Raw genomic sequence first — 23932 nt, forward strand, 5'->3', positions numbered from 1 at the left:
CCTTTGGCCGGCAACATAAAACGCTGTGGGGAATGAACGATGCGTATTTTGGCACTTACCGCTCTGGCGCTCGCAACGATGGCGACGCCCGCCTTCGCGCAGGAGCAGGGCGACTTCACCGGCGGCCATGTCGAACTGGTCGGGGGCCTCGATCAGGTCAGCGACGGTGACGAGGACGAAAGCGGCGCGATCTACGGCGTTGCCGCGGGCTTTGATTTCGATCTCGGCGGCGTCATCGTGGGCGCCGAGGGTGAGGCCGATCTGACGTCGACCAAGGAGTGCATCGGCACCTCCTGCGCCGAAGGCGGGCGCGACTTCTATGCCGGTGGCCGGATCGGCATGCCGGTCGGCGGCCGCACGCTGCTGTACGTCAAGGGCGGCTACACCAACGCCCGCATCAAGGGCACGGTCGCCGGCACCGTCGTCACCTCCGACGATTTCGACGGCGTCCGCGTCGGCGTCGGCGCGCAAACCGTCGTGGGCGAGCATTTCTACGCCAAGATCGAGTATCGCTACTCGAACTATGAGCAGGGCTTCGATCGCCACCAGGGCGTGGTCGGCGTCGGCTACTGGTTCTAAGTCTGCCCTGACGACAGGACCGCGCGGTGCCCCGGCGCCGCGCGGTTCTTCGTTTCAGCCCAGCATGATGCTCGCGCGGGGTGCCGCCTCGCCATAGGTCTTTTCGGACAGTTTCGCTCCTGCCGCGATCAGCGCCTCGCGGCGCTCGGCCATGGGCGAGCTCACGATCGCGGTCTCGAACCGGATCGTATCGGCAAAGGCTGGCACCGCCTCCACCCGCGCGATCCACGCCGCGGTCCTGGGCCAGCGCGCCGCGTCGATCGTCCAGCCCGCGAGCAGGGCGTTGCGGAAGAAACAGGCATAGCTGATGTCGGCGATGCAGAGATGGCCGAACAGAAAGCCCTCGGCCGGCGCGCGCTCCTCGATCCAGTCCATCGCGGCCGGCAGCTCGACATCGGTAACCTTGGCGATTTCCGCTTCGTCGGGCGCGAGCTTGTAGACCCGCGGCGCCACGATCCGGCGGTAGAAGAGCCGCCAGATGATCAGGTCGCCCAGCCGGCTGTCGGCGAATTCCTCCATCCACCGCGCGCGGGCACGGTCAGCCGGGCTCGCCGGCATCAGCAGCGGCTGCGGATAGGCCTCGTCGAGATATTCGCAGATCACCGTCGAATCGTTGAGCACCAGATCGCCATCGATCAGCACGGGTATGCGCCTGAGCGGGCTCAGCTTCGAGAACTCGTCATTGCCGAAAAAGGGCGTGATCGGATCGACCTCATGGATGAGCCCCTTGATCGCCAGCGCGACCAGGACCTTGCGGACATAGGGCGAGACGTGACTGCCGATGATGAGCATGGTTTCCTCCGTGCCCCGGGGTTAGCCAAGCGCCGATGAGCGGTCTAGAGACACGCGCCATGACTCAGAAACGCACCGGCGGCCGCATCCTCGTCGACAATCTCGTCGCCCAGGGCTGCGACCGTATCTTCCACGTCCCCGGCGAGAGCTTCCTCGCGGTGCTCGACGCGCTCCACGATACGCCGATGATCGATCTCGTCACCTGCCGCCAGGAAGGCGGCGTGGGTTTCATGGCCTGCGCCGACGGCGCGATGACGCAGCGGCCGGGCGTCGCCTTCGTGACGCGCGGGCCCGGCGCGACCAACGCGAGCATCGGCGTCCATGTCGCGATGCAGGATTCGCAGCCGATGATCCTGTTCATCGGCGATGTCGACCGCGGCATGCGCGACCGCGAGGGGTTCCAGGAAGTCGATTTCCCGGCCTTTTTCGGGCCGATCGCAAAGTGGGCAACGCGGATCGAAGATGCGCGGCGGATCCCCGAATATGTCGCGCGGGCGTGGAATGTGGCGATGAGCGGGCGGCCGGGACCGGTGGTGATCGCGCTCCCCGAGGATATGCTGTGCGATGTTGTCGAGGCGGTCGACCGGCCCGAGCTCGCCCCGGCGCTGCAGAGCCCCAATGCCTATGATCTCGACCAGATGTTCGAGATGCTCGCCGCCGCCAAGCGCCCGATCGCGATCGTCGGAGGCGCGGGCTGGGATGCGGAGACGGGGCAGGATTTCGCCCGCTTCGCAGAGCGGATCGGCCTGCCCGTCACGGGCGCCTTCCGGCGGCAGGATGCGATCCTCAACAGCTCGCCGGTCTGGGCCGGCAATCTCGGCTATGGGCCGAACCCCAAGCTCGTTCAGCGGATCAAGGATGCCGATCTGCTCCTCGTGGTCGGGGCGAGGCTCGGCGAGGCGACGACCGATGGCTATACGCTCGTCACGCTCGACCATCCCGGCCAGACGCTGATCCATGTCCACCCGGACCCCAACGAACTCAACCGCGCCTATCGGGTCGATCTGCCGATCTGCGCGCGGCCGTTCGAGTTCGCGGTATCGGCCGCGGCCGAAGAGGAAGTCGACCTCCCGGCGTTCGACGGCGCCGCCGCCCATGCCGAATGGCTCGACTGGTCCACCCCCAAGCCTCGCGACGGCGTCAAGCTCGACCTCGGCCTCTGCGTCGCCGCGATGCGCGAACGCCTTCCCGCCGACAGCATCATCTGCAACGGCGCGGGCAATTTCTCGGGCTGGTGGCACCGCTACTGGCATTATGGCCCCCAGCCGAGCCAGCTCGCCCCCACCGCCGGCGCGATGGGCTATGGCGTCCCCGCCGCGGTCGCCGCGGCGCTGCGCGCGCCCGAGCGGACCGTGGTCGCGCTCGCGGGCGATGGCGATTTCATGATGAACGGGCAGGAACTCGCCACCGCGATCCAGCATGGTGCCGACATCCTCGTCCTCATCATCGACAATTCGGCCTATGGCACGATCCGCATGCACCAGGAGCGCGAATATCCCGCGCGCCTCAGCGGCACGACGCTCCATAACCCCGATTTCGCGGCACTCGGCCGCGCCTATGGCGCCTGGGCGAAAACGGTAGAGACCACCGCCGAGTTCGCCCCCGCGCTCGAACGGGCGATGGCTGAGAAGGGCGTCCGGCTGCTCCACCTCAAGACCGATGTCGAGTTCATCACCGCCGGCACCACCATCTCGGCGATCCGCAACAAATAGGGGACAGTCCCCTATTTGATCGCGCTCCCGAAGGCGATGATATAGCCGTCGGGATCGGTCACCTCGAACTCGCGATTATTGTAGAAGGTATCGCACGGGTCGCTGACCGTCGCCCCGCGCGCCTTCATATCGGCATGGAGCGCATCGGCGTCATCGACCCAGACATGCGCGTCCCAGATCCCCGCCATATAGCCGCGATTGGTGCCGGGGATCGGATTGCTGCCATTGCCCTGCAGCATGAACTGCACGCCCGCCCGCGCAACGAACGCCATCACCGGCGGGTCCTTGAAGGTGCCGACCACCTCGAAGCCCATCTTGTCGCGCCAATAGGCGATGCTCGCCGTGACGTTGCGCACCACCAGCACCGGGGCGACGCTCCAGGTCTCAGACATTGTCCCGTTCTCCCGCCATCCGGACCTTGTGATAGCGTGTCCGCTTGATCATGCCAGTGATCGCCAATCCCCAGCCGATTGCCAGCCCCGCCACGGTGGCAAGTCCCAGCGGGCTGCCGAACAGCGGCAGATCGAGCCGCGCAGTCTGGACGAAGCCGAATGCCGCCAGCGTGACGATAGCCAGCCCGGTCCAGCGCCAGGCACGCGCGACGCGGCTCAGCTCGGCGCGATAGGCGCTGATGCCCTCGGGCGTCTTGAGATCGGGCGCCGCCATGCCCCGCTTGTAAAGCGGCCTTCGCGCACGAAAAAGGGCCGCCCCGCCTTCGCGGAACGGCCCTCCATCGCGGCCCCGCGGGGCTCAGATATCGTCGCCCAGCGCGCCCTTGAGCTTGCCGATCGTCTGTTCGGCCTTGCCTTTGATCTCCTGCGCCACGCCCTCGTCGCGCGTATCGGGATCGTCGCTACGCTGTTTGGCCTTGCCGACCAGTTCGTTGACATTGCCTTTGATCTTGTCCGTCAGTTCACCCATGCTATCCTCCTGGATGCGGAGCAATTTCCGTCTGTGTTTCAAACGGATGGACCGGGGAAGGGGTTCCCGGAAAGGGGCCTTCGCGGGGGAGGAAGCGATGCCGGACCGGATCGCTGAACATTATGAACGCCACGCGCACGCTTTTGACGAGGCGCGTCGGCGGAACTTCGTCGAACAGCATTGGCTCGATCGTTTCCTGCTCGCGGTGCCCAAGGGCGGGCATATCCTCGATCTCGGCTGCGGCGGCGGTGAGCCGATCGACCGCTACCTGATCGATACGGGCCACCAGCTCACCGGGGTCGACGTGTCGGAGCGGATGATCTCGCTCGCGCGCACGCGCTTCGGCCGCCACACCTGGCTGCGCGCGGACATGCGGCGAGCGGCGATGGGTCGGAAATTCCACGGCGTGCTCGCCTGGGACAGCCTGTTCCACCTGGCGCACCAGGATCAGGCCGACATGCTCTACAAGATCGGCGGCTGGCTCGAGCATGGCGGCGCGCTGCTGTTCAACTCGGGCCCCACGCGCGGCGAAGTGGTGGGCGAACAATTCGGCGACCCGCTCTACCATGCCAGCCTCGAACCCTATGAATATCGAGAATTGTTCCGCCTCTTCGGCCTGACCGAGGTGGCGCACGCCCCTGACGATCAGGCGACCGGCGGGCGGACAGTGTGGCTGGCGCGCAAGACGGGTTAGCGCCTTCTCCCCTCGCCCCCTGCAAGGGGTAGAGGGTTGCGCAGACTTAGTCCGCGCTTCTTCAGCGCGGGCTTAGTCGGGGCTGGGTGAGGGGGTGCGCTTGCACTTGCAAGCGCGCGAGGCTTCGCCTCGCTCTACCCCTCTCCAAGCTACGCTATCAATGGGAGGAAGCTAAGGGCGCGGTACCACCCCATCGAGGAACGCCAGCACCGCCGACCACGCATCCTCCGCCCCGCCGGGGTTCTTCTCGCGGATCAGGATCGAGGAACCGTGCACCCCGCCCTTCACCGGCGCGAACTGGCGCTTGTTGGCCGCGGGGACCACATCGATCAGCGCTTTCGCCGCCGCGATCTCGCCCTGGTCCTGCGCCGAGGTGACGAACACCGGCGCCGCCACCCGGGAAGCCGCCGGTCCGACCGCAGGCTTGCCGTCGAAATATTCGCCCGGGGAAAAGGCGAGCAGCGCCTTCACCTCGGGATGCTCGGCCGCGATCAGGAAGACGAGCGAGGCCGAATAGCTGCTGCCCCACAGGATCACCGGCAGCTTTTTCGTGCTCGCCCAGGCGAGCGCCGCCTCCAGATCCTGGCGCGCCTCGAGATACGATCCCTCATGCCCCAGCTTCTTCACCGTCCAGTTGCCGCCGAACAGGCCGCCGCCCGCGCGCGCGTCGATCGTCAGCGTCGCGAAGCCCTCGGCGTTCAGCCGCGGCGCGATGGTGAGATATTCGCCCTGCCCCGACCCCGCCTGGTGGAAGAGCAGGATGATCGCGCGCGGGTTGGCGGGCTGCGACCAGGTGCCGAACACCTCGACGCCGTCCGCCGCCTTGAACTGCACCTGTTCGGTCCGCGTGCTCACATCGGTCTTGGGAGCAACCGGCCGGTTGCACGCCGAAAGCGCCAGCACCGCAAGCAGCAGCGCCGCCCAGCGCATCAGATCAGCCCCGCCAGCGGGCTGGAGGGATCGGCGTAGCGCCTTTTGCCCATCCGCCCGGCGCGATAGGAGAGCCGCCCGGCCTCGACCGCCGCCTTCATCGCCGCCGCCATCATCACCGGGTCCTTTGCCTCGGCGATCGCGGTGTTCATCAGCACGCCGTCGCAGCCAAGCTCCATCGCCACCGCCGCGTCGCTCGCGCTGCCCACCCCCGCATCGACCAGCACCGGCACCTTGGCGCCCTCGACGATCAGCCGGATCGTCACCTGGTTCTGGATGCCCAGCCCCGATCCGATCGGTGCGCCCAGCGGCATGATCGCCACCGCGCCGACATCCTCGAGCCGCTTGGCGGCAATCGGATCATCGACGCAATAGACCATCGGCAGGAACCCCTCCTTGGCCAATATCTCGGTTGCACGCAGCGTCTCGACCATGTCGGGATAGAGCGTCCGCGCCTCGCCCAGCACTTCGAGCTTCACCAGCTCCCAGCCCCCCGCCTCGCGCGCCAGCCTGAGCGTTCGGATCGCCGATTCGGCGTCGAAACAGCCCGCGGTGTTGGGCAGATAGGTGATCTTCTTGGGGTCGATATAGTCGGTGAGCATCGGCGCCTTGGGGTCGCTGACATTCACCCGCCGCACCGCAACGGTGACGATCTCCGCGCCGCTTGCGGCCACCGCCGCTGCGTTCTGCTCGAAATCCTTATACTTGCCGGTGCCGACGATCAGCCGCGACCGGAAGGTCTTGCCCGCGACGGTCCATATGTCCTCGTCCACCGGCCGGGCATGATCCCCGCCGCCCCCCGCGACCGGATGGTCGCCACCACCAACAAAATGGACGATCTCCAGATCGTCGCCATCCTCGACGATCACCTCGCCCAGCGTCGAGCGCGGCACCACTTCGAGGTTGCGCTCGACCGCGAGCTTTTCGGGACTCAGCCCCAGCTCCACGGCAAGCTGCAAGAGATTGAGTCCGGCGGCCACGCGCTTGTGTTCGCCGTTGACGGTGATGGAAACGGTGCCGTCGCTGTGCACGAAAATGTCCGATTTGATCGCTGACGAGCGGTCATATAGGAGGGCCCGCACGCAAGCCGCAACTTAGATCGGTAATTTGGCGCGAAGGGGCAACATGGCCGGCATCGTCTTCGTCTTGAACGGTCCCAACCTCAACCTGCTGGGGACGCGCGAGCCCGAAATCTATGGCACCGACACGCTCGACGACATCGCCGGGCGGATGGAAGACCGCGCGCGCCAGCTCGATCTCACCGTCGATCTGCGCCAGTCGAATCACGAGGGGCATCTGCTCGACTGGATGCACGAGGCGCAGGCGGTGGGCGCAAAAGCGATCATCCTCAATGCCGGGGCGCTCACCCACACCTCCCAGGCGCTGTACGATGCCTCGCAGGCGATCCGCGTGCCCGTGATCGAGGTGCATCTCTCCAATCCCCATGCCCGCGAGTCGTTCCGCCATCACAGCTGGGTCGGGCGCGGCGCAAAGGGAACCATCGCCGGTTTCGGCGCGCTATCGTACATGCTTGCGCTTGAAGCCGCCGCGCTACTCTGACAGAGGGCGCGGTTTCATCGGAAGACGCACACAAATGACCGACAAGAACAATGACGGGGCGATGAAGGTCGATATCGACATCGTGCGCCAGCTCGCCGCAGTGCTCGACGAGACCCAGCTGACCGAGATCGAGGTCGAGGACGGCGCCCGCCGCATCCGCGTCGCGCGCAAGGCCGCGCAGCAGGTGGTGGCGGCCGCGGCCCCCGCGCCCGTGGCGCCCGCTGCTGCTCCCGCCGCTCCGGTTGCGGCCGCTCCCGCCGAGGCCCCTGCCCCCGCGCCCAGCGCCGCCAACGCGGTCAAGTCGCCGATGGTCGGCACCGCCTATCTCTCGCCCAATCCCGAATCGCCGCCCTTCGTCGCGGTCGGGCAGAAGGTGAGCGCGGGCGAAACGCTGCTGATCATCGAGGCGATGAAGACGATGAACCCGATCGCCGCGCCCGCGGGCGGCACCGTCACCGCGGTGCTGGTCGATAATGGCCAACCGGTCGAGTTCGATCAGCCGCTCGTCGTGGTCGAGTAGGTCACACGTGAAGAAAATCGAAAAGCTGCTGATCGCCAATCGCGGCGAGATTGCCCTGCGCATCCACCGCGCCTGCCACGAGATGGGGATCAAGACGGTCGCGGTGCATTCCACCGCCGATTCGGAGGCGATGCATGTCCGCCTCGCCGACGAGGCGATCTGCATCGGGCCGCCGCCCGCCGCGCAAAGCTATCTCAACATCCCCGCGATCATCTCCGCCGCCGAAATCTCGGGCGCCGATGCGATCCATCCGGGCTACGGTTTCCTCTCCGAAAACGCCAAGTTCGCCGAGATCATCGAGGCGCACGGCATCATCTTCGTCGGGCCCAAGCCCGAGCATATCCGGACTATGGGCGACAAGATCGAGGCCAAGCGCACCGCGGGCGCGCTCGGCCTCCCCCTCGTCCCCGGCTCGGACGGCGCGATCAGCGATGTCGGCGAAGCCAAGAAGATCGCCGAAAAGGCCGGCTACCCCGTCATCATCAAGGCCGCCTCGGGCGGCGGCGGGCGCGGGATGAAGGTCGTCACCAACCCCGCCGATCTCGAGACCCAGATGCTGCAGGCGGGCAGCGAGGCCAAGGCGGCGTTCGGCGATGCCACCGTCTATCTCGAAAAATATCTCGGCAATCCGCGCCATATCGAAATCCAGGTGTTCGGCGACGGTGAGGGCAACGCGATCCATCTGGGCGAGCGCGACTGCTCGCTCCAGCGCCGCCACCAGAAGGTGCTCGAAGAGGCCCCCTCCCCGGTCCTCTCGACCGAGGAGCGCAACCGCATCGGCACGATCTGCGCCAAGGCGATGGCCGACATGGCCTATCGCGGCGCAGGCACGATCGAGTTCCTGTGGGAAGCCGGCGAGTTCTACTTCATCGAGATGAACACGCGCCTCCAGGTCGAGCATCCGGTGACCGAGGCGATCACCGGGCTCGACCTCGTCCGCGAACAGATCCGCATCGCGGAAGGCCATGGCCTGACGCTGCGGCAGGAAGACGTCCAGTTCCGCGGCCATGCGATCGAATGCCGCATCAATGCCGAGGACCCGCGCACCTTCGCCCCCTCGCCCGGGCTTGTGAAGCAGTATCACGCCCCCGGGGGCATGAATGTCCGCGTCGATTCCGGCCTCTACGCCGGCTACAAGGTGCCGCCCTATTACGACTCGATGATCGCCAAGCTGATCGTCTACGGCACCACCCGCCAGGGAGCGCTTCGCCGCCTGCGCCGCGCACTCGAGGAGTTCGTGATCGAAGGGATGAAGACCACCATCCCCCTCCACCAGGCGCTGCTCGACGATCCGCAGTTCCAGGAAGGCGACTACACGATCAAATGGCTGGAGGAGTGGCTGGCGAGGCAGGAGCCGTGAAGGCGACGATCTGGCATAACCCGCGCTGTTCCAAGTCGCGCGAGACGCTGGCGATCCTGCAGGGCACGCCCGGCGTCGAGGTCGAGATCATCGACTATCTCAAGCATCCGCCCAGCCGCGCGCGCCTCGCCGATCTCTACGCCCGCGCGGGGATCTCGCCCCGCGACGGACTGCGTTGGGGCGAGGACCCGGCCAAGGCGCTCCCCAGGGACGCCGGCGATGCGATGATCCTCGACGCGATGGTCGCCAACCCGATCCTGATCGAACGCCCGCTGGTGGAGACCGGCAAAGGCGTCCGCCTCAGCCGCCCGCCCGAGAAGGTGCGCGAGATCCTCTAGGCTTCAGGCGAGGCCATCTCGCCGGTGATATCCTGCTTCATGCCATAGAGATGCGTTGCCCGGCCGTTCTTGACCTCGACATCGGCGGTCACGCGCATCCAGCGCATCTCGCCGTCGCGCCGGTGGATTCGCGCCTCGAAGGTGAAGCTGCCGCAAGTGGCGATGGCTTCGGCGCGCAGCCGGTCGAGCAATTCGCGCGATTCCTCGCAATACATGCCGACGATCTCGCGCCGGTCGACTCGCTCGCCTTGCGGAATGCCGAACAGGTCGAACACGCCGGCGGTCCAGCTGAGGCTGTCGTCGGAGAGATCGCAGCGCCAGGCGGCGGCGAGTGCCGGGGGCAGGTCCGCATCCATTGCCGCGCGTTCGGCGAGTCGGCAGCTGACGAGGTGCTGGGGCGGAATATGCAGCGATCCCATGCGATTAATCTAGGCTGCCGGGCTTAACGGCGGGTTATCCGCCCGCCCCGGGGTGACGAACCGCCAAGCCCCCGCTAAGGGCACCGGGCATGACCCAGATCACCTCCCAAGAAATAACGGGCGAGATCGTCGCCGAGCACGGCCTGTCCCCCGAGGAATATGAGCGCGTCCTGCACGCGATGGGGCGCGAGCCGAACCTCACCGAGCTCGGCATCTTCTCGGTCATGTGGTCCGAGCATTGCAGCTACAAATCGAGCCGCATCCATCTGAAAAAGCTCCCGACCACCGGCCCCCAGGTCATCTGCGGACCCGGCGAGAATGCCGGCGTGGTCGATATCGGCCCAGATGAGAACGGGCGTCCCCAGGCCGCGATCTTCAAGATGGAGAGCCACAACCACCCCTCGTACATCGAACCCTATCAGGGCGCGGCGACCGGCGTGGGCGGTATCCTGCGCGACGTCTTCACCATGGGCGCGCGGCCGATCGCGAACATGAACGCGCTGCGCTTCGGGCGCCCCGATCATCCCAAGATGCGGCACCTGATCGCCGGGGTCGTCCACGGCATTGGCGGTTACGGAAATTGTGTTGGGGTGCCGACCGTGGGTGGAGAGACAAATTTCCACCCGGCGTACGATGGCAACATATTGGTCAACGCCATGACCGTTGGTGTGGCCCCCGCCGACAAGATCTTCTACTCCGCCGCTGCCGGAATCGGTAATCCGGTCGTGTACGTAGGGTCGAAGACCGGAAGGGACGGCATCCATGGCGCGACCATGGCCTCGGCCGATTTCGGCGAGGATTCGGACGAAAAACGCCCCACCGTGCAGGTCGGCGATCCCTTCACCGAGAAGCTTTTGATCGAGGCCTGCCTTGAGCTGATGGCCTCCGATGCGATCGTCGCGATCCAGGATATGGGCGCTGCGGGGCTCACCTCCTCCTCGGTCGAGATGGCGTCGAAGGGCGGGGTCGGGATCGAGCTGGTGATGGACGATGTTCCCCAGCGCGAAACCGGCATGACCCCCTATGAGATGATGCTGAGCGAGAGCCAGGAGCGGATGCTCATGGTGCTCAAGCCCGGGCGCGAGGGCGAAGCCGAGGCGATCTTCCGCAAATGGGAGCTGGACTTCGCCGTCATCGGCCATGTCACCGACACGCAGCACATGGTGCTCAAATGGAAGGGAGAGATTGTCGCCGACATCCCCCTCGCCCCGCTGGCGGACGAGGCCCCGCTCTACGACCGGCCGAGCGTCCCCACGCCCAAGCCCGCGCCGCTCGCCGACGAACCCGAATCGGCCGATCTCGCCGCGGACCTGCTCACGCTGATGGCCTCGCCCGACATCGCCAGCCGCCGCTGGATCTGGGAGCAATATGACCACATGGTCGGCGCCGACACCATCCAGCGCCCCGGCGGCGACGCCGCGGTGGTCCGCGTCCATGGCACCCAAAAGGGCCTCGCCATGACCACCGATTGCACCCCGCGCTACTGTTTCGCCGATCCGGTCGAGGGCGGGAAGCAGGCGGTCGCCGAGGCATGGCGCAACCTGACCGCGGTGGGCGCCACTCCGCTCGCCATCACCAATTGCCTCAACTTCGCCAACCCCCAACGCCCCGAGATCATGGGCCAGATCGTCGGCTGCCTCGAGGGCATGGCCGATGCCTGCCGCGCGCTCGACTTCCCGATCGTCTCGGGCAACGTCTCGCTCTACAACGAGTCCAAGGCGACCGGCGGCGGCTCGGCGATCCTCCCCACCCCGGCGATCGGCGGCCTCGGTCTCCTCGCGAACTGGTCCAAGTCCTGCACCATCGCCTTCAAGGGCGCGGGCGATATCGTTCTCGCGATCGGCGAGCGCGGCGGCGATCTCGGCCAGTCGATCTGGCTGCGCGAAGTCCATGGCCGCGAGGAAGGCCCGCCCCCGCATGTCGATCTTGCCGCCGAGCGCCGCACCGGCGACTTCATCCGCGATCAGATCGCCAAGGGCGCCATCACCGCGTGCCACGACGTGTCCGACGGCGGCCTCGCGGTGACGCTCGCCGAAATGGCGCTCGCCTCGGGTCTCGGCGTCCTCGTCAACGAGCCCCAGCCCTTCGGCGTCGCCGGCTCCTTTTTCGGCGAGGACCAGGGCCTGTATGTCGTCACCGTCTGCGATACCTGCCTGGCCGACTTCATGGCCGCCGCCCACGCCGCCGACGTCCCCGCCGATCCGCTCGGCCGGGTGATCAAGGACCGGCTGATCTTCGAGCTCGACGAGGGCGACTGGACGGTGTCGCTGGCCGACCTCCGCGCGGCGCACGAGGGCTTCTTCCTGGCATTGATGGGCGAGGACGCGGCACTGGCCTGATCCAATCCTCCCCCGGAGGGGGAGGTGGCAGGCGCAGCCTGACGGAGGGGTAGTCTCCACGGGCGATACCGCTTGTGGAAACTACCCCTCCACCGCCTTCGGCGGTCCCCTCCCCCTCCGGGGGAGGATTACCAAGGCTTGCAATGTAGGATTTCGCCTGCTTGGCTATTCGTGCCCGGTCACTCCGGGCCGCTCTTTGACATCGCGAAACCCGCTCGCCGTGGCACCGCCATCTCCATCAACTGCACGATTTCCCCTCAGGCAAAGGTCACCAATGGACCGCATGTGCGGGACCTTTTCGCGGGCCCGCCACCCGCCTAGACTGCCCGCAGGAGGACCCCATGCCTACAGGCTATTCCGGCACCCCGCTCGCCAAGAAGCTCGGCCTCGTCCCCGGCCTCCGCGTCTGGTTCCACGCCATGCCCGACAGCGTCCGCGCCGAAATCGACGCCGAGGGACTCAATGTCGCGGAGCAGGCGGCCGCCTCCGCCGGGCTGCAGGGCGCGCATATCTTCGTCACCGAGCGCGCCGAACTCGAACGGCACGTCGCCGCACTCCGAGACCTGATCGATCCGGCGGGATTCATCTGGGTCTCCTGGCCCAAGAAGGCATCCAAGGTCCCGACCGACATCACCGAGGACACGATCCGCGAGGTCGCGCTGCCCACCGGGCTGGTCGATATCAAGGTCTGCGCGGTCGATTCGATCTGGTCGGGGCTGAAACTCGTCATACGTAAAGAGCACCGCTAGGCGAGGCGGGCACCGCAGCGTAAGGCCAATTCCCATGGCGGTATCCGATTCCCTGCCCTGGAAGCCCTATCCCGAGCTTTCCGACGCCGAGCGGATCGCTCGGGCCAACACCTTTCTCGAATCGATGCGCACCCGTCGCAGCTGCCGCCATTTCGCCGACACGCCGGTTCCGCGCGAGGTGATCGAGGCGGCGATCTTCGCGGCGGGCACCGCCCCCAGCGGCGCCAACCGTCAGCCCTGGCATTTCGCGGTCGTGTCCTCGCCCGAAGCCAAGGCCGCGATCCGCGTCGCCGCCGAGGAGGAGGAGCGCAATTTCTATGCGGGCGTTGCCGGCGAGGCCTGGCTCGAGGCGGTGTCGCCGCTCGGCACCGGGCCCGACAAGCCCTTCCTCGAAACCGCCCCCTGGCTGATCGTCGCCTTCGCGCAGCGCAAGGGGGGGTTCGATGCCGCCGCCCGCGTGCAGAATTATCATGTGACCGAGAGCGTCGGCATCGCCTGCGGCCTGCTGCTCGCGTCGCTGCACCAGGCGGGCATTGCGACGCTCACCCACACGCCCCATCCGATGCGCTTCTTCAACCGGCTGTGCCGGCGCCCGGCGGAGGAAAAGCCGCTGATGATCATCGTCGCCGGCCATCCCGCCGCGGATGCCACGGTGCCCGCCTTCGCGCTCAAGAAGAAGCCGCTGGAGCAGATCGCTTCCTGGCTGTAACCTCCATGCAAAATCGGGGGGAGAGCATCATGGCCGAATGGAGCACGGGTCGCCGCATCATGGTGGCAACCGCGATCGCGGGGACGCTCGATATCCTCTTCGCGATCTGCCTGACGCTCTACATGGGCAAGCGCAGCGTTGCCGCGATGCTGACCGGGGTCGCCAGCGGCCCTTTCCCCAATGCCAAGGATTGGGGGGATGCCGCGGCCGGCGCCGGCCTCGCAGTCCATTTCGCGCTGATGGCGATCATGGCAACGGGGTTCGTCCTCGCGGCGAACCGGATGCCCGCCCTCAAGCGCCAGCCCGTCGTCTGGGGCCTGCTCTACGGCGTCGCCACCTATGTGGTGATGAATCTGATCGTGGTGCCCTGGCGCTTCCCTACCGCCTGGCCGCCCTCCCCGCTGGGCATCGGCACCCAGCTTTTCGCGCATCTCATCCTGGTCGGCATTCCCATCGCACTGGTCGCCCGCAAGGGCTGAGGAGGATCGTCATGAGCAGCACGTCGCAAAAGATCGTCACCGCCACGCTGATCGCGGGCACGCTCGATATCGCTATGGCGATCACCGAGACGCTGATGAAGGGCAAGGACCCGCTCGGCATGCTCGCGGGGATCGCCAGCGGGCCCATCCCGGGCGCGGGTACATGGGGCCTGGCCGGGAGCGCGATTGGCCTGCTCGTCCATTTCGCGATCATGGCGGTGATCGCCACGGTGTTCATCCTCGTGCGTGAACGCAGCGCATTGATCCGCAACCACACCTTGCTCGCCGCCGCGCTCTATGGCGTTGGCGTGTGGGCGGTGATGTATGGCGTGGTGCTCCACCAGCGCTTCGGCGTGCCCTTCCCCGCCGCCGACAGCTTCGCGATCGCCAAGCAGCTGTTCGCGCATGTCGTGCTCGTCGGCCTCCCGATCGGGTGGGTGGCGAAGCGCGGATGAGCGAAGCCCCGGCGCGCCTCCAAACGCTGGACACGGTCCGCGGGGTGGCGGTGATGGGCATATTGCTGCTCAACATTGTCGCCTTCGGCCTGCCCGAGGCAGCCTATTTCAACCCGCGCGCCTATGGCGGGGCGGAGGGCTGGGACCTCGCCGCCTATCTCGCCAATTTCGTGCTGTTCGACGGCAAGATGCGCGGGCTCTTCTCCTTCCTGTTCGGCGCGTCGATGCTGCTGGTGATCGAGGGCGCCGAGGCCAAGGGTGAGAGCCCGGCCTCGGTCCATTACCGCCGGATGGGGTGGCTGCTCGTGTTCGGCCTCGCGCATCTCTGGCTGGTCTGGTTCGGCGACATCCTGGGCGGATACGCGCTGATTGGAATGGTCGCCTTCCTGCTGCGCAAGCTGCCGGTGCGGCGGATGGTGATCCTGGGCGCGATGCTCGTGGTGGTGCAGACCGTGCTCTTCACCTTGCTGCCGCTCGGCGTCCACTATCTCCAGTCGATCCCCGAGGGCGCGCCGGGCTATGCCGATGCGGTCAAGCAAATCGACGATTTCAACCGCAATTTCGGCATTCCCAGCGCTGCCGAGAATGCACGCCAGCTCGCGCTCTTCCGCGGCGGCTATGCCGGGATCGTCGCCGACCGCTTCGCACACAACCAGCTGGGGCCGCTGCCGATGGCCCTGCTCTACGGCAGCGAGACGATCGCCTATATGCTGTTCGGCATGGCGGCGCTGCGCAGCGGCATGCTGCGCGGCGAATGGCCGCGAGCGCGGCTGCGGCGCTTCGCCTGGATCGGCTTCGGGATCGGCGTGCCCGCCTATGCCGCGATCGCCGCCTGGCTGATCAACCGGGATTTCGCGCTGCTGCCCGTCATGACGGCCGTGTTCGTGCTCACCACCCCGGTGCGCCCGATCCTGTTCCTCGGCTGGGCCGCCCTGATCCTGCTGCTCGCGCGGCCCGGCGGGCTGCTGACCGAGCGGATCGCCGCGGCGGGCCGGATGGCCTTCACCAACTATCTGACCACCAGCCTGATCTGCACCACGCTTTTCTACGGCTATGGCTTGGGCTGGTTCGGCACGCTGAGCCGCGCCGAACTCTATCTGGTCGTGCTCGCGGTGTGGGCGCTGATCCTGCTCTGGTCCAAGCCCTGGCTGGCCCGCTTCCGCTACGGCCCGTTCGAATGGGCCTGGCGCAGCCTCGCGCGGGGTGAGCCGCAGCCGATGAAGGGCGCCGCCGCTAGCGGCTGAGGCCGAGGTTGCGCGCGTAATCGCCCCGCGGGGTCACGCGAATCTCGGTCCCCGCATAATAGTCGTCGATCTCGGGCAGCGGCCTGCCCTGCGGCCCGCGCAGGCGGGGGCGCCAGCCATCGCCATCGGGGTGCAGCAGCGTGCACATGACATTGCCCGGATCGATATCGTCGAAGCCGAACAACCCATCGATCACGCCGCGATCGGCCGCGGTCGGGTCGATGCCCGCGGGCAGATAGGCAGCCGATGCCCCGCCCTCGCCCGCGCAGACCGCGTTGCCGATCCGCCAGGCGGGGTTGACGGTCACGACGATGACATTGTCGCCGAGCTTCTGGATCAGGACTTCGTGGAACGGGCCCTGCTGCACCGCCTTGGGCCGGCGCGTGGCGACCCGTTCCCAGTCCTCAGGCATCGCATCGGGCCCGCCCCGGCGCCACTGGGTGATCGAAACCCGCCCGGTCTCGTCGCGCCAGACCAGCTGACGCGGCGTCCCGTCGGGCCCCGCAATGGCGAAGGGATCGGCGCCGTCGAGGCACCAATCCGCGTCGCCCTCGCCCGCCATGGCTTCGCTCAGCGCGGGCATCGATTCGGGAACGGGGCAAATGGCGGGCGCGGCGAGCAGCGCGGAGAGGACCGTGGCGAACATCGCCCAAGGCTATGCCGCGCCCCGGCGCTTGTCGAGCGCGGGCCAAGTTGCGAACGACACGCAATAGTCATTGCGAATCACTCGCATTAGCCCCATAGTCTTTTCACGAGAGCGAGGATTCGATGGTCGTCTGCGTGTGTAATGCTATCCGGGAACGCGATGTCCGCGCGGCTGCGCGCGAGGGCGCGACCAGCGCCTGCCAGGCGTACCGGGCGCTCGGGCTCCAGCCCAAATGCGGCCAGTGCGTCCCGTTCGCGCGGGAGATCATCAATTCCGAACGCGCAGCTGCCTGAGCGCGGCTTGCCCGCGCGCCGCGATTGAAGCGCGTTCTCAATTAGAAAAATGGCGGATTTCCGCCAGATTTTCGCTGTCCTGCACCTTCTTTCGCGTCTAGACTCGCGCGCCTAACCGATAGGGGTGAGCACGATGAAGGGTGACGCCAAGGTCCTCGAATATCTCAACGAGGTGCTCCGCAACGAGCTGACCGCGATCAACCAATATTGGCTGCACTACCGCCTGTTCGATCATTGGGGCGTCAAGCGGCTCGCCGATTTCGAGCGCCACGAATCGATCGACGAGATGAAGCATGCCGACATGGTGTCGGAGCGCATCCTGTTTCTGGATGGGTTGCCCAACTTCCAGCTGCTCGGGCGGCTGCGGATCGGTGAGACCGTCGAGGAGGCGCTCAAGGCCGATCTCGCGCTCGAGATCGAGGCGATCGCGGTGCTCAAGGATGCGATCGAGCATAGCGAGCGCGTCCGCGACTATGTCAGCCGCGACCTGTTCCGCCGCATTCTCGACAGCGAGGAAGAGCATGTCGATTCACTGGAGACCCAGTTCGAGATGATCGAACGGATGGGGATCGAGAATTACGTCCAGCTCAACAGCAAGCCCGCGGGCGAGGGCGAGTAGGCAGCAGTTCAGCTCGCGCGGCGGCCGAACGCTGCCGGGCGGCGCGCCACCAGCGGATTGGCTTCGCGTTCGAGCAAGGTGAGCGTCGCCTCGAACAGCGGACGCAGCTCGACGACATGCTCCAGCGCCTTTTCGGGCGTGTTGTGCGTCTCGATGCAGTTGCGGGCGATCTGCTCGATCATCTCGGCAAGCTCGGCGAGCGGATCGGCGCCGAACTGGCGCGATTCGCCCTTGAGCGTGTGCGCGGGGATCACCATCGCGGTGGCGTTTTGCGCGCGCATCGCATCCTCGATCTGGGCGACCGACTTGACGCCGTCCTCGCGGAAATAGCCGAGGATGCGTACGAAATTGGCACCGAGCTCCGCCCGGGCCTGCGAAAACGCACCCCAATTCACCAGCGAACCACCCGCGGCAGACACGTCCATACCCGACTCCGCACTCACTCAGTTGAGAACGTTCTTAATGCCGGTAAGTAAACACCAAGTTGATTTCGCGCTAAGGAACCACGCGGAAGCCGCGAGAATCGCTGGATTCAAATGGGCTTATCTTCGCACCTGCAGCATCGGCGAGCTGAGTCAGTTCGCGCTCGGCCGCGGGATCGTCGGCGAGGATCTCGATCGGCTCGCCCGGATGCTCGCGCAACGCCTTGGCCAGCCGGATCGCCGGCCAGGGGCAGCGCATCCCGCGGGCATCGATGGCGATCATCCGCTCTTGTCGGTATCGAACGGATTCTTGGGCGCGCGCATCGTGAAGCGCACCGGCACTGCGCCGAAATCGAACTCCCGGCGCAGGCTGTTGACCAGATAGCGGCGATAGCTCTCCGGCAGCAGATCGACCCGCGTGCCGAACAGCACGAAGCTGGGCGGGCGCGACTTGATCTGGGTGACATAGCGCGGCTTGATTCGCTTGCCGCCGGGCGCGGGGGGCGGATTGGCTTCGAGCGCCCGCTCGAACCAGCGGTTGAGCTGTCCGGTCGAAACGCGGCGGCACCAGGCCTCTCGCGTTTCGAAGGCGACGCGGATCAGCGTGTCGAGCCCCTTGCCGGTCGCGCCCGAGATGGTGAGCAGGGGCACGCCGCGCGCCTGCGCCAGCCCCTCCTCGAGCGCGCCCTTCACGCCGTTGAACAGGCTCGACTGGTTCTCGGCCACGTCCCATTTGTTGAGCGCGATGACAAGCGCGCGGCCCTCCTGGAGCACCTTGTCGGCGATCTTGATGTCCTGAAGCTCGAGCCCCAGCGTCGAATCGAGCACCAGCACCACCACCTCGGCGAAATCGACCGCGTGAAGCGCATCGGCGACCGAGAGCTTCTCGAGCTTGTCCTGCACGCGCGCCTTCTTGCGCATGCCGGCGGTGTCGATCAGCCGGACTTTACGAAGTTTTCCGGTGGAGTCGGGCCATTCCCAGTCGATCGCGATCGAGTCGCGGGTGATCCCGGCCTCGGGCCCGGTGATCAGCCGGTCCTCGCCGAGCAGCTTGTTGACGAGGGTCGACTTGCCCGCATTGGGCCGCCCGACGATCGCGAGCTTGAGCGGGGCGTCCGGGTTCTCGGGATCCTCGTCCTCGACCTCTTCCTCCTCGTCGCGCTCGATGAACGGGCGCAGCGCCTCGAACAGGTCGACCAGCCCCTCGCCATGCTCCGCCGAGAAGGGGATCGGATCGCCGAAGCCCAACGCCATCGCCTCGATGATTCCGGTCTCGCCCGCCTTGCCCTCGGCCTTGTTCCCCATCAGCACGACGGGCGCGTCGGCGCTGCGCAGCCAGCGGCCGATCTCCTCGTCGAGCGGGGTGATGCCGGCGCGCGCATCGATCACGAACAAGGCGACATCGGCCTCGCGCACCGCCGCCTCGGTCTGCATGCGCATCCTTCCCGGAAGCGTCTTCGGATCCTCATCCTCGAAGCCCGCGGTATCGACGATGCGGAATTCGAGCCCGAGCAGCGTCGCCTCGCCCTCGCGCCGGTCGCGGGTCACGCCGGGGCGGTCATCGACCAGCGCCAGACGCTTGCCGACGAGCCGGTTGAACAATGTCGACTTGCCGACATTGGGCCGGCCGATGATGGCGACGGTGGGTAAGGGCATTCGGGCTACCTAGAGGCAATGGGCCGGAAAAGCGACAGCCGGGGCATTGCGGCCCCGGCTGCCCGGAATTGGCGATGTAAGCTCCTCCCGCGGGGAGGAGCCGGGGTTCAGCGATACGCGGTCAGCCCGCCCTTGTCGTCGAGGACATAGAGCATGTTGTTGGCGACGATCGGCGCGAGCGACAGACTCTGCTTGGTGCGCAGCGTCGCGGTGATCTTGCCGTCGGCGACCGAGGCCGAGACGATGTCGCCCTCGCTGTTGAGCAGCACCAGCCGCCCGCCCGCGAGCACCGGACCGACCCAGGAGATCGGCCCCGCGCGCTTCTTCTCGTTCGTGAAATGCGGCAACTGCGAGATCCAGCGGATCTTGCCGCTGGCGCGCGAAATGCAGAGCAGCCGCGCATCGTCGGTGACGACGAAAATCCACTCGCCCGCGACCCAGGGGGTCGCGATGCCCGCGATATTCTGTTCCCACATACGCGCGCCGGTGGCGAGCTGCATCGCGACCATGCGCCCGCCCTGGCCGACGGCATAGACGATGCCGCCGTCGATCACCGGCTCGGCATCGATATCCGACAGCGACGAGACCGACGTGGTCATCGAGCTGCGCGAGAGGACATCGGCCCACAGGGTCAGGCCGTTCTCGTAGCGATAGGCGTTGAGCTCGCCCGACGAGAAGCCCGCGACCACGGTGCCCTGCGCCGCGGCCGGCGCGGCGACGCCGAACACGCCCTGCGTCTCGAGGCTGGCCGAGGCGGTCCAGCTCACCTTGCCGTCCGCGGCGTTGAGCGCGAACAGCTGGTTGTCCTGGGTGGTCACATAGACCTGGCCATTGGCATCGATCGTCGGCGCGCCGCGCAGCGGGCCCGCCGGATGCACGCGCCACACTTCGGAACCGCTCGCCGCGTCGAGCACGACCAGATCACCGAGACCGTTGGTCGCATAGACGCGGCCCGAATCGGTGCTCACGCCGCCGCCGAAGCGGGCGCCGCGATTTTCCTTGTCCTTCGAGGTCTCGACTGCCCACAGCTTGGCGCCGGTATCGGCGGCGAAGGCGGTGACCGTGCCCTCGACATCCATCACGAAGAGCCGGTTTTCGGCGACCACCGGCGCGGCGGCGAGCCGCTCGCGCTTCGATCCGCCGGCAATCTGCGCGCTCCACGCCTTGGTGAGCGATTCGCCGAGCGTCAGATGGCCCATCGACTTGGAGGCATTGCCCCCCGGCTGGGACCAGGCGTCGTTGGTCGCCGCTTCGGGAACGAGCACCTCGACCGACTGCAGCGCGCGATCGGGAACGATGTCGTTTTCCGAAACCAGGATCGGGATACGCTGACCCACCACCGGGGTGCGGCGGTCCTCACCCTTGAAAATCTTGCAGCCGCCCAGCGACGCGATCGCCGCGGTGGCGATCGCCAACCTCACCCAATTGTTCATTTTGGCTTCTTGTCCTCAGTCAGCTGATCGTTGGCATAGACACCCAGAACACCGGCCTGCTGAACCGCGCGTTGACGAATGCTCTCGGGAACCTGCCCATCGGGGGCCTGGGCGAGCTGGTTGAACAACGCGCCCGCTTCCTTGCGCTTGCCCTGGCGGAGATAGGCGATGGCAACCATCTCGCCCGCGGTGCCGAACCAGGGCGACCCCGCCGCGGCAAAACCGCGCAGGCGGTCGATCACCGCCTGGGGCTGAAGCGTGTCGAATTCGACCGCGGTCTGCTGGACCAGCGCGCGGTCGCGCAGCGGCTGGGGCAGCTTGGCGTCGCCGGCGACCTCCGCGAGCCGCGCGACGGCGCTCTTGCGGTCATTGTTCATCAGCGCGAGATCGGCCTGGGCAAAGCGCGCCATCGCGCGATAGCCGTCGCCCTTGCCGTCGGCGATCTTGATCAGCTCGTCCTTGCTGCCGCTCTTCAGCGCCGCGTCGAACTGCTCGCCGGTCTGGCCCGCGCTCGCTTCGTTCAGATGCTGCCACCACAGGAACGCCGCAAACAGCGCCAGGCCGCCCACCACCGCGCCGATCGCGATCCGCCCATATTTCTGCCAGAGGCCGAACAGCTGATCGCGCCGGAATTCCTCATCGACTTCGCGGACAAAGGCATCTTGCGTCGTATCGGAAGGGGGGAGTGCCAAAACTTGCTCCATGGGTGGTCTGGGCCGCGGACCCTAGCCGCGGTTTCGGGCCTGCGATAGTCGATCAGTCGCGCGCCGGATAGACTTGTTCTGGGCCCGGAAAAGCGCGCGATCTGACCTCGGCGGCATAGGTTTCAACCGCGGCGGAAATGCGGCCAGCCAGATCGTCGAACCGCTTCACGAAACGCGGCGTACGCTCAAACAGGCCGAGCATGTCTTCGGTGACGAGCACCTGCCCGTCGCACTGGTTCGACGCGCCGATGCCGATCACCGGGCACGATACCTCGGCGGTGATGGTGTTGGCGAGCGTTTCGACCACGCCCTCGGCCACGATCGCAAACGCGCCGGCGTCGGCAATGGCGCGCGCATCGGCGATGATCTTGGCGTGCTCGGCATTGGTGCGGCCGCGCGCGCCATAGCCGCCGAGCGTGTTCACCGCCTGGGGCGTGAGCCCGACATGCCCCATCACGGGAATCCCGCGTTCGGACAGGAAGCGGACGGTGGGCGCCATCGCCTCGCCGCCCTCCATCTTCACGCCCGCGGCGCCGGTTTCGGCCATCACACGCGCGGCGGAGGCGAAGGCCGCCTCGAGGCTCGCCTCATAGCTGCCGAAGGGCATGTCGATCAGCACCACCGAATGATAGCTGCCGCGCACCACCGCGGCGCCGTGCGCGATCATCATGTCGAGCGTGACCGGCAGCGTGGAGGGCAGGCCGTAGATCACCTGCCCCAGGCTGTCCCCCACCAGCAAGATGTCGCAATGCGTATCGAGCAGCTGCGCCATGCGCACCGTATAGGCGGTGAGCATCACCAGCGGCTCCTTGCCCTTGCGATTGCGGATCGCGGGGATGGTGAGCCGCTTCATCGGCGCCGGAGTCGGGTTCGCGCGGCTGGTCGCGGTGTCAAGCGTGAGGTGGGACATGGGGACGCCTCTTAAAGCATCCGCCTGCCCAATCAAAACCGTGCGGCCGGCCCGCCCCCGCGCGCGGGCGATAAGGTCCTGCAAGTTCGTCCCATTGGTGACCTTATCCCAGAGAGAAACGCGTTCTTGTTGGAGAAGGGGGGCTGGATGAAACCGATTCGACCGGTCGATTCGCCATGTCAAAGAGCCGCCCTTCCAGCACACTGGAGCAGGCGAAATCCAACATTGCAAGCGCGCGCGGCCCCCCGAGGAATGGCTGGAACGGATGACATGAAGTTATTAACTATTGACTCAATGTTCGATATTCTTTACATGATGTGGCGAATCGAGAACATCGAGGACAGGAAAATGGCATTCAGGGAAAAGATGCTCTGGGCATCCATGGCGGCGACGCTGGGGATCTGGGGCTGGTATTTCATCCGCTTCGCCCGCGCGCTCAAGGCCGGCAATTTCGATCAGGGCGCGGCGACCGGCGACTTCGTCATGACGGTCGCGCTGGTCGTGGGGGTGCACATCGTCGCGGCGATCATCCTCGCGGTCATCACCGGCAAGGAAGCCGGCGCCCCGGCGGACGACCGCGAAAAGGCCTTCGCGCTCTCGGCCTATCGCCCGGCCTATTTCACGCTGAGCAGCGCGGTGGTGACGTTGATGCTCGCCGGCCCCGTGCTGCTGCGCATCGCGAACGAATGGCAGCCCGCCCCGCCCCACGGGCTCGCCCCGGTGCTGCTCGGCAACGCGCTGCTCGCATCCCTGGTGCTGGCCGAGCTGGTGCACAGCGGCTGGCAGATCGCCCGCTTCCGGATGGGAGGATGAACATGGCTTATCGTGAGAAACTCGCCGCCGTGAATTTCACGGCGATGGCATTGGTCTACGCCGTCTATTTCACCATCGTCGCGACCCGCCCGCCCGAAGCGCGGCTGCTCGACATGCTTTGGCTGTTCGGCATGGTCGCGACCGCCCACGCGCTGGTAGCGATCGGCGGCAACCTCGCCGTCCGCATCCAGTCGGGCGGCGGCGCCGCCGACGAGCGCGACCGGGCGATCGAGCGGCGCGGGGCGAGCATCGCCTATGCCGTGCTGCTGGTCGGGATGATCCTGGTCGGGGTGGTGATGCCCTTTACCGAGGCGCCGGGGAAGATCGTCAACACCGCCTTGTTCGCGATCGTGATCGCCGAGCTCACCCATCAGGGCGTGATCCTCTTGAGCTATCGCCGAGGCTGGCATGGCTAAGGGTGCGCTCTCGAACCAGATCCGCATGCTGCGCTTCATGGCGGGCGAGATGACCCAGGCCGAACTGGGCTTGGCGGTAGGCGTAACCCGCCAGACGATCGCGGCGATCGAGCAGGGGAAATATTCCCCCACGCTCGAGGCGGCGTTCCGGATCGCGCGGGTGTTCGACAAGCCGCTGGAGGAGGTGTTCCAGTGGGAGGAAGGCTAGCCTTGGGGCTCG

32 protein-coding genes are annotated in these 23932 nt (G+C 66.8%); 18 read left to right on the plus strand and 14 right to left on the minus strand.

The window, feature by feature from the left end:
* The first annotated feature begins 39 nt into the window (after positions 1-39).
* Complete coding sequence (locus OF829_RS00665; protein ID WP_264938019.1) at positions 40-579, plus strand: outer membrane protein; 540 nt, start codon at positions 40-42, stop codon at positions 577-579.
* Positions 580-633: 54 nt separating this feature from the next.
* On the opposite strand, the gene OF829_RS00670 is transcribed toward OF829_RS00665, so the two are convergent.
* The gene (locus OF829_RS00670; RefSeq protein ID WP_264938020.1) at positions 634-1371 is read right to left on the minus strand and encodes a glutathione S-transferase family protein; all 738 of its coding nucleotides are present in this window, start codon (positions 1369-1371) and stop codon (positions 634-636) included.
* Between the two features lie 59 nt (positions 1372-1430).
* On the opposite strand from OF829_RS00670, the gene OF829_RS00675 reads away from it, so the two are divergent.
* On the plus strand, positions 1431-3083 hold the full coding sequence (locus OF829_RS00675) for a thiamine pyrophosphate-binding protein (RefSeq protein WP_264938021.1): 1653 nt from the start codon (positions 1431-1433) through the stop codon (positions 3081-3083).
* A gap of 11 nt (positions 3084-3094) precedes the next feature.
* Here the strand turns inward: OF829_RS00675 and OF829_RS00680 are convergent, their stop codons facing one another.
* From OF829_RS00680 to OF829_RS00690, 3 genes are all read right to left on the minus strand, one after another.
* On the minus strand, positions 3095-3475 hold the full coding sequence (locus OF829_RS00680; protein ID WP_264938022.1) for a VOC family protein: 381 nt from the start codon (positions 3473-3475) through the stop codon (positions 3095-3097).
* Entirely contained in the window at positions 3468-3749 is a 282-nt protein-coding gene (locus OF829_RS00685) for a hypothetical protein (RefSeq protein ID WP_264938023.1), read from the minus strand. Before OF829_RS00685 ends, OF829_RS00680 begins: the two co-directional genes overlap by 8 nt.
* An 84-nt stretch (positions 3750-3833) precedes the next feature.
* Positions 3834-4004: a CsbD family protein gene (locus OF829_RS00690; RefSeq protein ID WP_264938024.1), complete on the minus strand. Its 171-nt coding sequence runs from the start codon at positions 4002-4004 to the stop codon at positions 3834-3836.
* A gap of 97 nt (positions 4005-4101) precedes the next feature.
* Between OF829_RS00690 and OF829_RS00695 the strand changes: the two genes are divergently transcribed.
* Positions 4102-4698: a class I SAM-dependent DNA methyltransferase gene (locus tag OF829_RS00695; RefSeq protein WP_264938025.1), complete on the plus strand. Its 597-nt coding sequence runs from the start codon at positions 4102-4104 to the stop codon at positions 4696-4698.
* 171 nt (positions 4699-4869) lie between these two features.
* Here OF829_RS00695 and OF829_RS00700 read toward each other — a convergent pair whose 3' ends face one another.
* Positions 4870-5628, minus strand: coding sequence for an alpha/beta hydrolase (locus tag OF829_RS00700; protein WP_264938026.1), 759 nt, complete (start codon positions 5626-5628; stop codon positions 4870-4872).
* On the minus strand, positions 5628-6659 hold the full coding sequence (gene thiS / locus OF829_RS00705; RefSeq protein ID WP_319951532.1) for a sulfur carrier protein ThiS: 1032 nt from the start codon (positions 6657-6659) through the stop codon (positions 5628-5630). Before thiS ends, OF829_RS00700 begins: the two co-directional genes overlap by 1 nt.
* 94 nt (positions 6660-6753) lie before the next feature.
* Here thiS and aroQ point away from each other — a divergent pair, with 94 nt between their 5' ends.
* From aroQ to arsC, 4 genes are read left to right on the plus strand one after another with little or no spacing between them, the layout of a single operon-like run.
* Positions 6754-7188 carry a type II 3-dehydroquinate dehydratase gene (gene aroQ, locus OF829_RS00715; protein ID WP_264938027.1) on the plus strand — a complete coding sequence of 145 codons (435 nt, stop codon included), beginning with the start codon at positions 6754-6756 and terminating at the stop codon, positions 7186-7188.
* Between the two features lie 34 nt (positions 7189-7222).
* Positions 7223-7708, plus strand: a complete 486-nt coding sequence (gene accB, locus OF829_RS00720; protein WP_264938028.1) for an acetyl-CoA carboxylase biotin carboxyl carrier protein — start codon at positions 7223-7225, stop codon at positions 7706-7708.
* Positions 7709-7715: 7 nt separating this feature from the next.
* Entirely contained in the window at positions 7716-9068 is a 1353-nt protein-coding gene (accC, locus tag OF829_RS00725) for an acetyl-CoA carboxylase biotin carboxylase subunit (protein WP_264938029.1), read from the plus strand.
* Positions 9065-9406: an arsenate reductase (glutaredoxin) gene (gene arsC / locus OF829_RS00730; RefSeq protein WP_264938031.1), complete on the plus strand. Its 342-nt coding sequence runs from the start codon at positions 9065-9067 to the stop codon at positions 9404-9406. Before accC ends, arsC begins: the two co-directional genes overlap by 4 nt.
* Here arsC and OF829_RS00735 read toward each other — a convergent pair.
* Entirely contained in the window at positions 9403-9825 is a 423-nt protein-coding gene (locus OF829_RS00735; protein WP_264938032.1) for a PAS domain-containing protein, read from the minus strand. The genes arsC and OF829_RS00735 overlap by 4 nt on opposite strands.
* An 89-nt stretch (positions 9826-9914) precedes the next feature.
* Between OF829_RS00735 and purL the strand changes: the two genes are divergently transcribed.
* The 6 genes from purL (at position 9915) to OF829_RS00765 (ending at position 15800) form a co-directional block, all read left to right on the plus strand.
* The gene (gene purL / locus OF829_RS00740; protein ID WP_264938033.1) at positions 9915-12164 is read left to right on the plus strand and encodes a phosphoribosylformylglycinamidine synthase subunit PurL; all 2250 of its coding nucleotides are present in this window, start codon (positions 9915-9917) and stop codon (positions 12162-12164) included.
* Positions 12165-12505: 341 nt separating this feature from the next.
* A complete protein-coding gene (locus OF829_RS00745; RefSeq protein WP_264938034.1) occupies positions 12506-12913 on the plus strand; it encodes a DUF3052 domain-containing protein in 408 nt (135 codons plus the stop codon).
* A 34-nt stretch (positions 12914-12947) separates the two neighbouring features.
* Positions 12948-13622 carry a nitroreductase family protein gene (locus tag OF829_RS00750; protein WP_264938035.1) on the plus strand — a complete coding sequence of 225 codons (675 nt, stop codon included), beginning with the start codon at positions 12948-12950 and terminating at the stop codon, positions 13620-13622.
* Between the two features lie 29 nt (positions 13623-13651).
* The gene (locus tag OF829_RS00755; protein ID WP_264938036.1) at positions 13652-14101 is read left to right on the plus strand and encodes a hypothetical protein; all 450 of its coding nucleotides are present in this window, start codon (positions 13652-13654) and stop codon (positions 14099-14101) included.
* 11 nt (positions 14102-14112) lie between these two features.
* Positions 14113-14556: a DUF2243 domain-containing protein gene (locus OF829_RS00760; protein ID WP_264938038.1), complete on the plus strand. Its 444-nt coding sequence runs from the start codon at positions 14113-14115 to the stop codon at positions 14554-14556.
* Positions 14553-15800: a DUF418 domain-containing protein gene (locus OF829_RS00765; protein WP_264938039.1), complete on the plus strand. Its 1248-nt coding sequence runs from the start codon at positions 14553-14555 to the stop codon at positions 15798-15800. Before OF829_RS00760 ends, OF829_RS00765 begins: the two co-directional genes overlap by 4 nt.
* Here the strand turns inward: OF829_RS00765 and OF829_RS00770 are convergent.
* A complete protein-coding gene (locus OF829_RS00770; RefSeq protein WP_264938040.1) occupies positions 15790-16446 on the minus strand; it encodes a hypothetical protein in 657 nt (218 codons plus the stop codon). The genes OF829_RS00765 and OF829_RS00770 overlap by 11 nt on opposite strands.
* Before the next feature lie 122 nt (positions 16447-16568).
* Here OF829_RS00770 and OF829_RS00775 point away from each other — a divergent pair, with 122 nt between their 5' ends.
* Together OF829_RS00775 and bfr are read left to right on the plus strand one after the other, a co-directional pair.
* Positions 16569-16739, plus strand: coding sequence for a (2Fe-2S)-binding protein (locus OF829_RS00775; protein WP_264938041.1), 171 nt, complete (start codon positions 16569-16571; stop codon positions 16737-16739).
* A 133-nt stretch (positions 16740-16872) separates the two neighbouring features.
* Positions 16873-17358, plus strand: a complete 486-nt coding sequence (bfr, locus tag OF829_RS00780) for a bacterioferritin (RefSeq protein WP_264938042.1) — start codon at positions 16873-16875, stop codon at positions 17356-17358.
* Between the two features lie 8 nt (positions 17359-17366).
* Here the strand turns inward: bfr and OF829_RS00785 are convergent, their stop codons facing one another.
* The 6 genes from OF829_RS00785 to panB all read right to left on the minus strand — a co-directional run bounded on the left by OF829_RS00785 (position 17367) and on the right by panB (position 22483).
* Positions 17367-17783: an Hpt domain-containing protein gene (locus OF829_RS00785; protein ID WP_264938043.1), complete on the minus strand. Its 417-nt coding sequence runs from the start codon at positions 17781-17783 to the stop codon at positions 17367-17369.
* A 70-nt stretch (positions 17784-17853) separates the two neighbouring features.
* Positions 17854-18063 carry a sulfurtransferase TusA family protein gene (locus tag OF829_RS00790; RefSeq protein WP_264938044.1) on the minus strand — a complete coding sequence of 70 codons (210 nt, stop codon included), beginning with the start codon at positions 18061-18063 and terminating at the stop codon, positions 17854-17856.
* Positions 18060-19436: a ribosome biogenesis GTPase Der gene (gene der, locus OF829_RS00795; RefSeq protein WP_264938045.1), complete on the minus strand. Its 1377-nt coding sequence runs from the start codon at positions 19434-19436 to the stop codon at positions 18060-18062. Before der ends, OF829_RS00790 begins: the two co-directional genes overlap by 4 nt.
* A gap of 107 nt (positions 19437-19543) precedes the next feature.
* Positions 19544-20869 carry an outer membrane protein assembly factor BamB family protein gene (locus OF829_RS00800; RefSeq protein WP_264938046.1) on the minus strand — a complete coding sequence of 442 codons (1326 nt, stop codon included), beginning with the start codon at positions 20867-20869 and terminating at the stop codon, positions 19544-19546.
* Entirely contained in the window at positions 20866-21561 is a 696-nt protein-coding gene (locus OF829_RS00805) for a tetratricopeptide repeat protein (RefSeq protein WP_264938047.1), read from the minus strand. Before OF829_RS00805 ends, OF829_RS00800 begins: the two co-directional genes overlap by 4 nt.
* A gap of 64 nt (positions 21562-21625) precedes the next feature.
* Complete coding sequence (panB, locus tag OF829_RS00810) at positions 21626-22483, minus strand: 3-methyl-2-oxobutanoate hydroxymethyltransferase (protein ID WP_264938048.1); 858 nt, start codon at positions 22481-22483, stop codon at positions 21626-21628.
* A gap of 348 nt (positions 22484-22831) precedes the next feature.
* On the opposite strand from panB, the gene OF829_RS00815 reads away from it, so the two are divergent.
* Genes OF829_RS00815 through OF829_RS00825 form a run of 3 tightly spaced genes read left to right on the plus strand, consistent with a single transcriptional unit; the run spans position 22832 to position 23920 of the window.
* Complete coding sequence (locus tag OF829_RS00815) at positions 22832-23296, plus strand: hypothetical protein (protein ID WP_264938049.1); 465 nt, start codon at positions 22832-22834, stop codon at positions 23294-23296.
* A gap of 2 nt (positions 23297-23298) precedes the next feature.
* On the plus strand, positions 23299-23712 hold the full coding sequence (locus tag OF829_RS00820; RefSeq protein ID WP_264938050.1) for a hypothetical protein: 414 nt from the start codon (positions 23299-23301) through the stop codon (positions 23710-23712).
* Positions 23705-23920, plus strand: a complete 216-nt coding sequence (locus OF829_RS00825) for a helix-turn-helix transcriptional regulator (protein WP_264938051.1) — start codon at positions 23705-23707, stop codon at positions 23918-23920. Before OF829_RS00820 ends, OF829_RS00825 begins: the two co-directional genes overlap by 8 nt.
* Positions 23921-23932: the final 12 nt, after the last annotated feature.

This window comes from Sphingomonas caeni, from assembly GCF_026013415.1.
Classification (GTDB): Bacteria; Pseudomonadota; Alphaproteobacteria; order Sphingomonadales; family Sphingomonadaceae; genus Sphingomonas; species Sphingomonas caeni.